At 51.8% G+C, this 13,663-nt stretch carries 13 protein-coding genes; 7 read left to right on the top strand and 6 right to left on the bottom strand.

Translation table 11 applies throughout. The features are described from left to right. Nucleotides 1-64: 64 nt before the first annotated feature. From nadC to hofC, 4 genes are all read left to right on the top strand, one after another. Entirely contained in the window at nt 65-958 is an 894-nt protein-coding gene (gene nadC / locus NNO02_RS06770) for a carboxylating nicotinate-nucleotide diphosphorylase (RefSeq protein ID WP_271450009.1), read from the top strand. Nucleotides 959-1,192: 234 nt separating this feature from the next. Beyond that, complete coding sequence (ppdD, locus tag NNO02_RS06765) at nt 1,193-1,630, top strand: prepilin peptidase-dependent pilin (protein WP_271450010.1); 438 nt, start codon at nt 1,193-1,195, stop codon at nt 1,628-1,630. A gap of 9 nt (nt 1,631-1,639) precedes the next feature. Further along, entirely contained in the window at nt 1,640-3,025 is a 1,386-nt protein-coding gene (gspE, locus tag NNO02_RS06760; protein WP_271450011.1) for a type II secretion system protein GspE, read from the top strand. Then, nucleotides 3,015-4,217, top strand: a complete 1,203-nt coding sequence (hofC, locus tag NNO02_RS06755) for a protein transport protein HofC (RefSeq protein ID WP_271454460.1) — start codon at nt 3,015-3,017, stop codon at nt 4,215-4,217. The genes gspE and hofC overlap by 11 nt, the downstream gene beginning before the upstream one ends. A 107-nt stretch (nt 4,218-4,324) precedes the next feature. Here the strand turns inward: hofC and NNO02_RS06750 are convergent, their stop codons facing one another. Next, on the bottom strand, nt 4,325-5,368 hold the full coding sequence (locus NNO02_RS06750) for a GMP reductase (protein ID WP_271454459.1): 1,044 nt from the start codon (nt 5,366-5,368) through the stop codon (nt 4,325-4,327). Nucleotides 5,369-5,593: 225 nt separating this feature from the next. Between NNO02_RS06750 and coaE the strand changes: the two genes are divergently transcribed. The 3 genes from coaE to yacG are packed head-to-tail and all read left to right on the top strand — an operon-like array spanning nt 5,594 to nt 7,161. Beyond that, entirely contained in the window at nt 5,594-6,214 is a 621-nt protein-coding gene (gene coaE / locus NNO02_RS06745) for a dephospho-CoA kinase (protein ID WP_271454458.1), read from the top strand. Then, nucleotides 6,214-6,957 (top strand): cell division protein ZapD, encoded by a 744-nt coding sequence (gene zapD / locus NNO02_RS06740; protein ID WP_271454457.1) that lies wholly within the window; start codon nt 6,214-6,216, stop codon nt 6,955-6,957. Before coaE ends, zapD begins: the two co-directional genes overlap by 1 nt. A gap of 9 nt (nt 6,958-6,966) precedes the next feature. Next, the gene (gene yacG, locus NNO02_RS06735; RefSeq protein WP_005124648.1) at nt 6,967-7,161 is read left to right on the top strand and encodes a DNA gyrase inhibitor YacG; all 195 of its coding nucleotides are present in this window, start codon (nt 6,967-6,969) and stop codon (nt 7,159-7,161) included. Between the two features lie 179 nt (nt 7,162-7,340). On the opposite strand, the gene mutT is transcribed toward yacG, so the two are convergent. From mutT to ftsZ, 5 genes are all read right to left on the bottom strand, one after another. Next, nucleotides 7,341-7,730, bottom strand: a complete 390-nt coding sequence (mutT, locus tag NNO02_RS06730; protein WP_271454456.1) for an 8-oxo-dGTP diphosphatase MutT — start codon at nt 7,728-7,730, stop codon at nt 7,341-7,343. 56 nt (nt 7,731-7,786) lie between these two features. Next, a complete protein-coding gene (secA, locus tag NNO02_RS06725; RefSeq protein WP_271454455.1) occupies nt 7,787-10,492 on the bottom strand; it encodes a preprotein translocase subunit SecA in 2,706 nt (901 codons plus the stop codon). Between the two features lie 60 nt (nt 10,493-10,552). After that, a complete protein-coding gene (secM, locus tag NNO02_RS06720) occupies nt 10,553-11,059 on the bottom strand; it encodes a secA translation cis-regulator SecM (RefSeq protein WP_271440503.1) in 507 nt (168 codons plus the stop codon). Nucleotides 11,060-11,465: 406 nt separating this feature from the next. After that, nucleotides 11,466-12,383, bottom strand: coding sequence for a UDP-3-O-acyl-N-acetylglucosamine deacetylase (lpxC, locus tag NNO02_RS06715; protein WP_048212691.1), 918 nt, complete (start codon nt 12,381-12,383; stop codon nt 11,466-11,468). A gap of 100 nt (nt 12,384-12,483) precedes the next feature. Then, nucleotides 12,484-13,635, bottom strand: a complete 1,152-nt coding sequence (ftsZ, locus tag NNO02_RS06710; protein ID WP_003018753.1) for a cell division protein FtsZ — start codon at nt 13,633-13,635, stop codon at nt 12,484-12,486. Nucleotides 13,636-13,663: the final 28 nt, after the last annotated feature.

Raw genomic sequence — 13,663 nt, 5'->3', positions numbered from 1 at the left:
CTCATATCAGGTTCAGGGTAGCATGTTTCTACCTTATGATTCGTTAGCAATTTGGAGTTTTATCATGCCGCCTCGCCGCTATAACCCTGACTACCGACGTGACGCGCTGTTGGAACGCATAAATCTCGATATCCCTGCCGCGGTTGCCCAGGCGCTGCGCGAAGATTTAGGCGGAGAAGTTGATGCCAATAACGATATCACCGCACAGCTTTTACCTGAGGATATGCGCTCCCATGCCACCGTCATTACACGCGAAGAGGGTGTTTTTTGTGGGAAACGCTGGGTGGAAGAGGTCTTTATTCAGCTTGCTGGCGATGATGTCAGCATCAACTGGCATGTTGAAGATGGCGACAGCATTAAGGCTAACCAACCGCTGTTTGAACTGGACGGCCCTTCCCGCGTGTTGCTAACCGGCGAACGTACCGCACTCAACTTTGTGCAGACGCTGTCTGGCGTGGCAAGCGAAGTGCGAAAATACGTCGACCTGCTGGCCGGGACAAAAACCCAACTGCTGGATACACGTAAAACGCTGCCTGGGCTGCGTACGGCGCTGAAATACGCGGTGCTCTGTGGCGGCGGCGCGAATCATCGTTTAGGTCTTTCTGACGCCTTCCTGATTAAAGAGAACCACATTATTGCTTCCGGTTCGGTACGTCAGGCCGTGGAGAAAGCCTTCTGGCTACACCCGGATGTTCCGGTTGAAGTGGAAGTGGAAAGCCTGGATGAACTGGACGATGCGTTGAAAGCCGGAGCGGACATCATCATGCTGGACAACTTCGAAACCGACCAAATGCGCGAAGCGGTCAAACGTACCAACGGCCAGGCGCGTCTGGAAGTATCGGGTAACGTCACCTATGAAACGCTACGCGAATTCGCGGAAACCGGCGTGGATTTCATCTCTGTAGGCGCACTGACCAAACATGTCCGCGCACTCGATCTTTCGATGCGTTTTCGCTAATCGCTGACTGTTCTGCCCGATGGCGTTTCGCCTATCGGGCTACAGCCCCAGCCAGATAAGTCTTATACGCCGCAGTCTGGCTGTTTATTCGAGCGCCTTCGCAAATATGTTGTCTGACTCTGTAATTTCGTAAAATTCCTCTGAACCGGTCTTCTCGTTCTATTTTTTGCCCCTCGCCTGAAATCCCTTCGATTTGCCAAAGTAGCGCCAGCTAACTCAAGGAGCAAATCAACAATGGACAAACAACGAGGCTTCACGCTTATCGAACTGATGGTGGTCATTGGCATCATTGCCATCCTCAGCGCTATCGGTATCCCTGCTTATCAAAACTATCTGCGCAAAGCCGCGCTGACAGACATGCTGCAAACCTTTGTCCCCTACCGTACTGCCGTCGAACTCTGCGCACTGGAGCACGGCGGAACAGAAACCTGTGATGCTGGGACAAATGGGATCCCCTCTGCGACCACCACCCGCTATGTCTCAGGTATGAGCGTTGAAAAAGGTGTCGTCAGCCTCACTGGGCAGGAAAGCCTGAACGGGTTAAGCATCACCATGACGCCCGGTTGGGACAACGCCAACGGTATAACGGGCTGGAATCGCAACTGCGCTATCCAGAATGACAGTGCGCTGCAACAGGCTTGTGAAGACGTTTTTCGCTTTGATGCCAACTAAGGAAAAGAGATGAATACCACACAACTGACGGCACTTTGCCAACGTTATCAGGGAATATTGCTGGATGCAGACAATGACGTGGTGCATATCGCCGTTGTGGATGCCCCTTCCCACGAACTGCTGGATGCACTGCATTTTGCAACGACCAGGCGTATCGATATTGTGTGCTGGACACGTCAGCAAATGGAGGGCCACACACACACGCCACATAAAATGCTCCCGGCCATCATCACAGAAAGCAGCGCAACTGCCGCGGGTTTGCTGAACCATGCTTTTCAATCCGCGTTGGCACAGCGGGCTTCTGATATTCATATTGAACCTGCGGAGAATCACTACCGGATCAGGATGCGTGTGGATGGCGTACTACACACATTGCCGGAAGTCACCACAGAGATGGGCATAGCTCTCACCGCAAGATTAAAGGTATTAGGCAGTCTGGATATTGCCGAGCACCGGCTCCCGCAAGATGGGCAATTTACCGTGGAGATTTCAGGTGAACCCATTTCGTTTCGCATCGCCACGCTGCCTTGCCGATGGGGTGAAAAAGTAGTGCTACGCCTGCTTCACCAGGTTAATCAAACGCTGGAGATCAACGCACTGGGCATGCATGAGGCACAGTTGGCTGCGTTTTCACAAGCATTACAGCAACCACAGGGATTGATTCTGGTCACCGGGCCGACCGGGAGCGGCAAAACGGTTACCCTGTACAGTGCGCTACAAACCCGAAACACCCCCGACGTGAATCTCTGTAGCGTAGAAGACCCGGTCGAGATCCCCATTGATGGGCTCAATCAGACACAAATCCATCCTCGCGCCGGGCTTAATTTTCAGGGTGTATTACGTGCACTGCTACGCCAGGATCCCGACATTATTATGGTGGGCGAAATCCGCGACGGCGAAACAGCTGAGATTGCCCTAAAAGCCGCACAAACCGGTCATCTGGTTCTTTCGACACTGCATACCAATTCCACCAGTGAAACACTGATACGGCTGCAGCAAATGGGAGTAGCTCGCTGGATGATTGCCTCCGCGCTGACGTTAATTGTTGCACAGCGATTAGTCAGAAAATTATGCCCACATTGTCGGCGACGACTTGATACTCCCATAACACTCCCGGCAACACTTTGGCCCACGCCACTACCGCGTTGGCAGGCACCCGGTTGCCAACACTGCTATCACGGATTCTATGGGCGAGCCGCTCTGTTTGAAGTACTGCCCATTACGCCAGCATTACGGCAACGTATTGCCGATGGCTCATCCGCAGACGTTGTGGAATCAGATGCTCAGCAAGCGGGCATGAGTACTCTTTTCGAAGATGGCTGTCAGGCTGTGGAACAAGGGTTAACGACATTTGAAGAACTGATCCGCGTACTGGGCATGCCCCATGTCAGCTAAACAGCTATGGCGCTGGCAAGGAATAACGCGCGAAGGACAGCCTGTAGCGGGGATGCTATGGGCTGATACCCGACCATCGCTCCTGTTTGTGCTCGAACAACAGCAGATTACACCGATTCGCATTAACCGGATGCGAGTTAAAACCTCGCACTGGAGCAGAACAAACAGTGCCGAAGCCATACGCCAGTTGGCAACATTGCTTAAAGCGGGATTGACGCTTTCCGCTGGGTTAACTCTGCTTGCTGAACAGCATCCCAGCAACCAGTGGCAGGCATTGCTGCGCACGCTGGCTTACGATATGGAACAAGGCATTGCGCTGTCAGCCTCGCTTTCACGGTGGCAACACGTATTTCCCCCGCTGTACCAGGCAATGATCCGCACCGGAGAGCTAACGGGAAAACTGGACGACTGCTGCTTTGAACTTGCCCGTCAGCAAAAAAACCAACAGCAACTGGCGGATAAAGTTAAAAAAGCACTACGGTATCCCATTATCATTCTTGCCATGGCGATAATGGTCGTGCTGGCGATGCTGCATTTTGTGTTACCTGAATTTGCAGCCATCTATCGCACGTTCAACACACCGCTACCGGCGCTCACTCAATGGATGATTAACGCGGCATATTACAGCAGTCGATGGGGATGGCTGGCAGGGTTGCTCTGCCTGGGGCTGGGAACAGCATACGGGTTGATAAAGCAGAAGCCTTATTGGCTTATTCTACGCCAGAAAATACTGCTGCACTTTCCCATCATCGGGCCGATGGTCAGGGGGCAAAAACTCACACAGATCTTCACCGTACTGGCATTAACACAAAACGCGGGCATTCCCTTTCTGCAAGGCCTGGAAAGTGTCACTGAAACCCTTAACTGCCCTTACTGGGCCCAACGTTTGGCACAGGTGCATCACGATATCAGCGCCGGGGAGCCAGTCTGGCTGGCGCTTAAAAATAGCGGTGAATTTAGTCCACTGTGCTTACAACTGGTGAGAACAGGTGAAGCTTCCGGTTCGCTGGATGCAATGTTGCAAAATCTCGCCCGACATCACAGCGAGTACACGCTGTCCCAGGCCGAAAATTTGGCGGCATTACTTGAGCCGGCCTTGCTTGTCATTACAGGGGGGATTATCGGTACGCTGGTTGTGGCAATGTATTTACCGATATTTCATCTGGGAGATGCAATGAGTGGCGTGGGATAAGTTCAAATGCCGGATGGCGGCGTAAATGCCTTATCAGACCTACACAGAGCATGAGCGTAGGCCTGATAAGCTTTGCGTCATCAGGCATTTAACAGTACGACCAGCTCTTACAGACTATTGAAGACGCGGTTTTCTTGTTCCTGTACGCGAATAAAGGTTGTCCGTTTGGTCAGCTCTTTCAGGCGGGATGCACCGACATAAGTACAGGCTGAACGCAGGCCGCCAAGGATATCACGAGCCGTGTTATCAACCGGGCCACGCAGTGGCAGCTTAACGGTTTTACCTTCAGCGGCACGATACTGAGCAACACCACCGACATGGCGCGTCATAGCAGACTCAGAGCTCATACCGTAGAACAGCATGAATTTCTCGCCGTTCTCTTCAACGATTTTACCGCCGCTTTCTTCATGACCGGCCAGCATGCCGCCGAGCATCACGAAGTCCGCACCACCGCCAAACGCTTTTGCCACATCACCAGGCATTGTGCAGCCACCGTCGCTGACAATCATGCCGCCCAGGCCGTGCGCTGCATCAGCACATTCAATGACGGCAGAAAGCTGTGGATAGCCAACGCCGGTTTTTACGCGGGTGGTACATACAGAACCTGGGCCAATACCCACTTTGACGATATCAGCACCGGAAAGTACCAACTCTTCACACATCTCGCCGGTGACCACGTTGCCAGCACAAATCGTTTTTGTCGGCCAGGCCGCACGTGCTTTCGACACAAACTGAACAAAATGCTCTGAGTAGCCATTTGCCACATCAATGCAGATAAAGTTCAGCGCTGGATTCAGTGCCAGAATCTGTTTGGTTTTTTCGAAATCAGTGTCCGAAGTCCCGGTTGAAACCATCACGTGTTTCAGTACATCGGCAGAGGAGCCCGCAATGAAAGCGGCCCAGTCTTCAACGGAATAGTGTTTATGCACAGCGGTCAGGATGTCGAAGGAGGCAAGTGCCGTTGCCATGGCAAACGTCCCGACGGTGTCCATGTTCGCGGCGATAATCGGCACGCCGGACCAGGTCTGACCTGAATGTTTAAAGGTGAATTGACGTTCCAGTTCAACATCGGAACGACTTTTGAGAGTAGAACGCTTAGGGCGGATAAGAACGTCTTTGAAACCTAACTTCAGATCTTCTTCGATACGCATGTGCGGATTCCTGGGGTTAATGGCGAAAAATCGAAACTCACAACTCCAGTGACGCTATCATACGCACTAATCAATGCCGCGCAAGACTGCGAAATTCTCTTTTTTTACGCTACAATCCCATAAATTTACCTGGCGATTAGTAGGTTAATCCTGCATCAGCTTCGCCTTTGCATGCTTAATTTTTAACTGTTTGATAATCAAACCAAAACTCCAGGATCTGGATCTATGAGGTATACGGTAGCCTTAACCGGCGGCATTGGCAGTGGTAAAAGTACCGTTGCAAATGCATTCGCTGACCTCGGAATAAACGTGATTGATGCGGATATCATTGCGCGCCAGGTGGTCGAACGCGGCATGCCTGCCCTACAGGCAATTGCAGAACATTTTGGCTCCGACGCTATTGCTGCGGATGGCTCGTTACAACGGCGAATTTTACGCGAACGCATTTTTTCGGATCCTGATGAGAAAAAATGGCTAAATGCCTTACTCCACCCACTTATTCAGCAGGAAACACAGCGTCAGTTTCAGCAAGCGACCTCCCCTTATCTGTTATGGGTCGTCCCCTTGTTGGTAGAAAACGCGCTGTATGAAAAAGCCGATCGCGTACTCGTCGTGGATGTCACCCCTGAGACTCAACTCAGGCGAACCATGCAGCGTGATGATGTTACGCGCGAGCACGTTGAACAAATTTTGGCTGCCCAGGCAACACGTGAAGCGCGCCTTGCCGTGGCAGATGATGTTATTGATAATAATGGCGCACCGGATGCCATCGTCTCGGATGTCGCCCGCCTGCACGCGCTCTATTTGCAACTCGCGTCGCAGTTTGTCTCACAGGAAAAACCGTAATGCACACCCAGGTCCTTTTTGAACACCCTCTCAATGAGAAGATGCGTACATGGCTGCGCATTGAGTTTCTGATCCAGCAACTCTCCATTAATTTGCCCATTGTGGATCACGCAGGTGCACTGCATTTTTTCCGCAATGTGGGGGATTTACTGGATGTATTTGAACGTGGCGAAGTCCGTACTGAACTCCTCAAAGAGCTGGAAAGACAGCAGCGAAAACTTCAGGCCTGGGTTGAAGTTCCCGGCGTCGATCAAAGCAGAATCGACTCTTTACGTCAGCAGTTAAAAAGTACGGGCAGCATTCTGATTTCAGCCCCACGCATCGGACAAACCCTGCGTGAAGACCGTCTGATTGGCCTTGTTCGTCAGCGTTTAAGTATTCCCGGCGGATGCTGCAGTTTTGATTTGCCGACTTTACATATCTGGCTGCATCTACCACAGACTCAGCGTGACGCGCAGGTTGAGACCTGGCTTGCCAGCCTGAATCCTCTCAACCAGGCATTGTCTCTGGTGCTGGATTTAATCCGCAACTCTGCACCGTTTCGTAAGCAAACCAGCCTGAATGGTTTTTACCAGGACAACGGCGATGATGCAGATCTATTGCGTCTACAATTGCCGCTCGCTTCGCAGCTTTATCCGCAAATATCAGGTCATAAGAGCCGCTTTGCCATTCGCTTTATGCCGCTGGATAGCGAGAACGGTCAGGTACCTGAACGCCTCGATTTCGATCTGGCGTGCTGTTAAGGAGTTAAGATGTCTGAACAAACTATCGTAAACTGCCCAACCTGCGGTAAAGCTGTCGTGTGGGCAGAAGTCAGTCCGTTTCGTCCATTCTGCAGCAAGCGCTGTCAGTTAATCGACCTAGGTGAATGGGCCGCGGAAGAGAAGCGAATCCCAAGCTCCGGCGATCTGTCAGAAAGCGACGACTGGAGTGAAGAGCAGAAGTAATTCCACTAAAACGGTAGGCCAGACAAGCATTGCACCCCATTAATAATTTGCCGGATGCGGCGTTGCCTTATCCGGCCTACGAACTAAAACGTAGGGCGGGCAAGCGTAGCGCCCCCGCCATAATTTGCAGGATACGGCGTTGCCGCATCCTGCCTACGAACGACAAATTAAGAACACAATTAGCCAGTAATCAGCTTTTCAATGACTGGTGCATTCGCGGGTGGGAAATCGTCCGTATTTAGCGCATCTTGCGCAATCCACTGAGCGGGTTGCCCCTCTTTCCCCCACGGTTCACCTTCCCAGCTTTCAACCAGCCAGAACCATAAAGTGATATGTCTGTCGGGGAACTGGTACTCCAGTTTTTCGAACAGTGAGCAATTAACGGGTGTAATCCCCACCTCCTCCTGTAACTCGCGACTTAACGCCTGCTCTGGTGTTTCACCCGGTTCAATTTTACCGCCGGGAAATTCCAGTTTGTTTGCCATATGAGCATCGGCGGCACGCTGAGTGATAAAAATCTCGTTGTGCTTATTACGAATAATTCCAACAGCAATTTGCAGTACTTTCATATTTATCGCCCATAAAAAAGGCGCAGAATTCTGCGCCTTTTCAGTAAGTTACTTTCTTAGCTCAGACGGCCATGACACTGCTTGTATTTTTTACCGGAACCGCAAGGGCACGGATCGTTACGTCCCACTTTACGATCGCCGGTCTGTGCAGCCAGCTCTTCTGCAACAGCAGACTCATCATCTTTGTGGCTCAGTTGCTGCATCTGCGCTAAACGCTCAGCATCTTCGCGACGCTGCTGCTCCATTGCTTCGACTTCTTCAGGCATACGCACCTGCACTTTGCTCAGGGTGCTGATCACTTCATATTTCAGTGACTCCAGCATAGAGGCAAACATGGAGAAGGATTCGCGTTTATATTCCTGCTTCGGATCTTTCTGCGCATAACCACGCAGGTGGATCCCCTGGCGCAGGTAATCCATCGCCGCAAGGTGCTCTTTCCACAGGGAATCGAGCGTTTGCAGCATCACACCTTTTTCAAAGTGACGCATCATTTCTGCGCCTACGACTTCTTCCTTGCGATGATAGACCTCTACAGCGTTGGCGAGAATACGTTCACGCAGCGTCTCTTCATGCAGTTCAGGCTCTTTATCCAGCCACTCTGAAATCGGCATTTCCAGATCGAAGTCGTTTTTCAAACGTTCCTGCAGACCCGGAATATCCCACATCTCTTCCAGAGACTGAGGCGGAATGTACGCATCAATAGTCGCTTTGAAGACATCTTCGCGAATACTGTTGATGGTTTCACTAACGTCAGTCACGTCCAGCAGTTCGTTACGCTGGGTATAGATAGCGCGGCGCTGGTCATTCGCAACGTCATCGTATTCCAGCAGTTGCTTACGAATATCGAAGTTACGGCTCTCTACTTTACGCTGGGCATTAGCAATAGCTTTCGTTACCCATGGGTGTTCGATTGCTTCGCCTGGCTTCATACCCAGTTTACGCATCATGCCCGAGACACGGTCGGAGGCAAAAATACGCATCAGCGCATCTTCCATCGACAGGTAGAAACGAGAGGAACCCGCATCACCCTGACGGCCGGAACGACCGCGTAACTGGTTATCGATACGACGAGATTCATGACGCTCAGTACCGATGATATGTAAACCACCGGCAGCCAGCACCGCGTCGTGACGCACCTGCCACTCGGCTTTGATCTGTGCAATTTGCTCTGGCGTCGGATCTTCCAGCTCGGCAACTTCTGCCTGCCAGCTACCACCCAACACGATATCAGTACCACGACCGGCCATGTTTGTGGCAATAGTGACAGCTGACGGGTAACCCGCCTGAGCGACGATTGCCGCTTCGTTAGCGTGGAACTTGGCGTTCAGCACGTTGTGCTTGATACCCGCTTTGTTCAGCTCGTTAGAGACCACTTCCGATTTTTCAATGGAGATCGTACCAACCAGCACCGGCTGACCCTTTGCTGTACGCTCTTTAATATCTTCGATAATGGCCTGAATTTTTTCCGCTTCGGTCATGTACACCAGATCCGGTAAATCCTTACGGATCATCGGACGGTTAGTTGGCACCACTACGGTATCCAGTTTGTAGATAGAACTGAATTCGAACGCCTCAGTATCTGCCGTACCGGTCATACCGGCCAGTTTTTCGTACAAACGGAAGTAGTTCTGGAAGGTAATGGAAGCCAGCGTCTGGTTTTCGTTCTGGATTTCTACGCCTTCTTTGGCTTCAACAGCCTGGTGCAGACCGTCGGACCAACGACGCCCCTGCATGGTACGACCCGTGTGTTCGTCGACGATGATAACTTCGCCGTCTTTCACAATGTAGTCTACATCACGGGTGAACAGCACATGTGCGCGCAGTGCGGCAGTCACGTGATGCATCAGCATGATGTTGCCCGGAGAGTACAACGACTCGCCTTCATCCATAATGCCTTCTTTCACCAGCAGTTCTTCAATCAGAACCAGACCACGTTCGGTAAGGTTAACCTGGCGCGCCTTCTCATCGACAGAGAAGTGGCCTTCGCCCTGGAACGTGTCAGAATCTTCCTTCTCCTGACGGATCAGGTTTGGAATGATTTTGTTCACTTTCTTGTACATTTCCGAGCTATCTTCAGCCGGGCCGGAAATGATCAGTGGAGTACGCGCTTCATCAATCAGGATGGAGTCGACCTCATCCACCAACGCATAGTGCAGTTTACGCTGAACGCGCTCTTCCGGGCTAAACGCCATGTTGTCGCGTAGATAGTCAAAGCCGTATTCGTTGTTGGTACCGTAAGTGATGTCAGCGTTGTAAGCTTCACGCTTGGCCGGTGCTGGCAGACCTGACATATTGATACCTACGGTCATGCCGAGGAACTCAAACAGTGGGCGGTTATTTTCGGCGTCACGCTGAGCCAGATAGTCGTTCACGGTAACCACGTGTACACCTTTCCCGCTTAATGCGTTCAGGTAGGCCGGCAACGTTGCGGTCAGTGTTTTACCTTCACCGGTACGCATTTCAGCGATACAGCGATCGTTGAGGACCATACCGCCCAGCAACTGCACGTCAAAGTGACGCATACCGAACACACGCTTACTGGCTTCACGGACGACCGCGAATGCTTCCGGGATCAGGCTTTCAACGCTGGCGCCTTTTTCCAGACGCGCGCGGAATTCCGCAGTCTTCGCTTTCAGCTCGTCATCGGAGAGTTTTTCCATCTCCGGTTCCATCGCGTTAATGACGTTGACTACTTTGCGCATACGACGCAGCGTACGCTCGTTACGGCTACCGAATACTTTCGTTAATAATTTGATTAGCATAATAAAATCTCAAACGCCCCGCGGTGCGGAGTCAAAAATTATAAGTTGGAAGGTTCTTTTTTAGCTGAGGCGTTGAGGGCCAGCGCGGATCCCCTGCTGCTGGCTTATCCAGACAGGAACACTAAACGCGGCCTGAGAAGTGAAATGGGCATATGTCACGCGACTGACAGTCGCCGGTGGTCTGCCTTCCTGCGTCAGCAGCGCGCTGAGCGTATTCAGTAAAGCAAGATGATGCGCCTGGATTGGCAAAGGTTCTTCGGCAACGGGCAGTGCCTGAGGAGCCATTGCAAAGGAAAGATGACGTATAACCGTACGAATGGCATGCTGGTGCCAGTAATCGACAGTAAAATTCGGGCGACGGTTAGTGGCTTCCAGCAAAGCAAGCTGGCTAAAGTTAACCTTAGCGGATTGATCGTGGTTGCTGGCGGTCGCTTTCGCGGGCGTATTCGGTTCAGCGGCATTACCGATCGCGGGCAGGCCAAAACTCGCCGCGACCATCCCTAATAAGAGATGCGGCCAGAAGTACCGTCTGCCTAACTGTCGCCAGCGCGTCAGTATTCCACTCACGTTAGTGCCACCTGATCTACCCTGCATTTGGGGTTTTAAATTCAAAACGATTTTTGCGCACAAATCTTATCATTAAAGCGTGCACTCCACAGCAGTAATGACAGCAAGTCGCGGTTAAATATGCTTAAGAAAGCATCGATCGCGCTGTATTTTAATCTGACAGCGGGGGAAAAGTCGCATCGGAAAAGACGGTGAGCTATCGGAGGATAAAAAAAACGACTGGCTCACCTGGCCGGAGAGAGTGCCAGATTAACCAGTCGAATTTATGCGACAGATATACACTTCATCTTTCAAGCTGCCTCTTTGTTGGCTGCTTTCTCTCACCCCAGTCACGTACTAGTGTACGCTCCTGTGGATTCGTTCAGTTGCCGCCTTGATGCAACTTGAATGATTTTGTGTATAGTTATTATGCCAGTACGGTCGAAGGTGCTTTGAACGCCAGCGGCAGTTCTGCGTCGTCCTGGAAGGTCACATATTCCCAGGCTTCCTGTTTTGCCAGGACCGCCTGCAACAGTTTGTTATTCAATGCATGACCGGATTTATACGCGGTAAATGCACCAATAATGTTGTGACCACACATGAACAAGTCACCGATCGCGTCGAGCATTTTGTGACGAACGAATTCATCTTCAAAACGCAGGCCGTCTTCGTTCAGTACGCGATAATCGTCAACAACGATGGCACAATCGAAGCTGCCGCCCAGGCACAGGCCGCGGGACTGCAGATATTCGATATCACGCATGAAGCCGAAAGTACGCGCACGGCTGATCTGGCGCATGAACGCATCAGCAGAGAAGTTCATCGCATAGCGCTGTGTGCTGGAGTCGATCGCTGGGTGGTTAAAGTCGATGGTGAAATCCAACGTAAAACCATTATACGGCTTAAACTCAGCCCACTTGTCGCCATCTTCGACGCGAACAGTCTCTTTGATGCGGACAAATTTCTTCGCACTGTTCAGTTCTTCAATACCTGCGTCAAGCAGCAGGTAGACGAACGGAGCAGCACTACCATCCATGATCGGGATTTCCGGGGCATTAACCTCAATAACGATGTTATCGATACCTAAGCCCGCCAGAGCAGCATTAAGGTGCTCAACGGTTGAAATCCGCACATCATGCTCGTTGACCAGACACGTACAGAGCATGGTATCACGCACAGATTTGGCATCGGCCGGGAAATCTACCGGAGGATTCAAGTCGGTGCGACGATAGATGACCCCGGTGTTGGCCGGCGCAGGGCGTAATGTCAGGGTGACTTTTTTGCCGGTATGTAAACCGACACCAGTCGCCTGAACGATACGTTTAAGAGTCCTTTGTTTGATCATCGTATAATCTCGCCAAATTACCTATCCAACCGAAGTGTACTATACATTCGGTGGGCCAGTTTAGCACAAAGAGCCACAATTCCCAAATTCCAGCTAATTCTTAATCAGCTTGCTTACGCAGGAATGCAGGGATATCCAGATAATCCGGTTCTTTAGTGGTCTGCGGCGTATTGTCGTTAACCACCTTCGCTACCGGCTTCTGCTCTTGCGTCAACGGCGCCATACCGTGCTGCTGGTAACGATCCATTACCGGCTGCTGAACCTGCTTGTTGGTCACCAGTGTGATTTCAGGACGCTTGTCCATACCAATTCCAGTGGCAACAACGGTAACGCGCAGTTCGTCGTTCATATCCGGGTCCAGAGAAGTACCGATAACCACGGTCGCGTTATCCGATGCAAATGCACGAATCGTGTTACCTACGGTTTCGAACTCATCCAGGCGCAGGTCGAAGCCCGCAGTAATGTTTACCAACACGCCACGCGCGCCAGACAGATCAATATCTTCCAGCAGAGGCGAAGAGATAGCCATTTCAGCCGCTTCTTCTGCACGATCTTCACCGCTTGCCACGCCAGAACCCATCATCGCATAGCCCATTTCGGACATTACGGTGCGCACGTCGGCAAAGTCGACGTTCATCAGGCCCGGACGGGTGATCAGTTCAGCGATACCCTGGACTGCGCCTTTCAGCACGTCGTTCGCTGCGCCAAACGCATCCAGCAGGGAGATACCGCGACCCAGTACTTTCAGCAGTTTGTCGTTCGGGATAGTGATCAGAGAGTCCACATGTTTGGACAGCTCGGTGATACCCTGCTCCGCAAATGCCATACGCTTTTTGCCTTCAAAATTGAAAGGCTTAGTCACGACAGCAACGGTCAGAATACCTAAATCTTTTGCCACTTCAGCAACCACTGGCGCTGCACCGGTCCCGGTACCGCCGCCCATGCCTGCTGCGATAAACACCATGTCTGCGCCGTCAAGCGCTGCACGCAGAGCTTCACGATCTTCGTCTGCCGCATTGCGACCGACTTCCGGGTTTGCACCCGCGCCCAGACCCTTGGTGATGCCGCTACCAATCTGAATGGTCTGTCCAACCGCCGTTTTACGCAACGCCTGAGCGTCGGTATTCACCGCGAAGAATTCAACACCTTCGATGCGCTCACGCACCATGTGTTCAACGGCATTACCGCCGCCGCCGCCGACGCCGATGACTTTAATCACCGCGTCATTGGTCAGTTCCATAGGTTCAAACATAGTTTCTCTCTCCGTTGTGCCTGTCGCC

Source organism: Citrobacter sp. Awk 2, from assembly GCF_028069815.1.
Lineage (GTDB): Bacteria > Pseudomonadota > Gammaproteobacteria > Enterobacterales > Enterobacteriaceae > Citrobacter.
The sequence above is the reverse complement of the archived record's forward strand: the minus strand, read 5'-3'. Positions and strand labels throughout refer to the sequence as shown.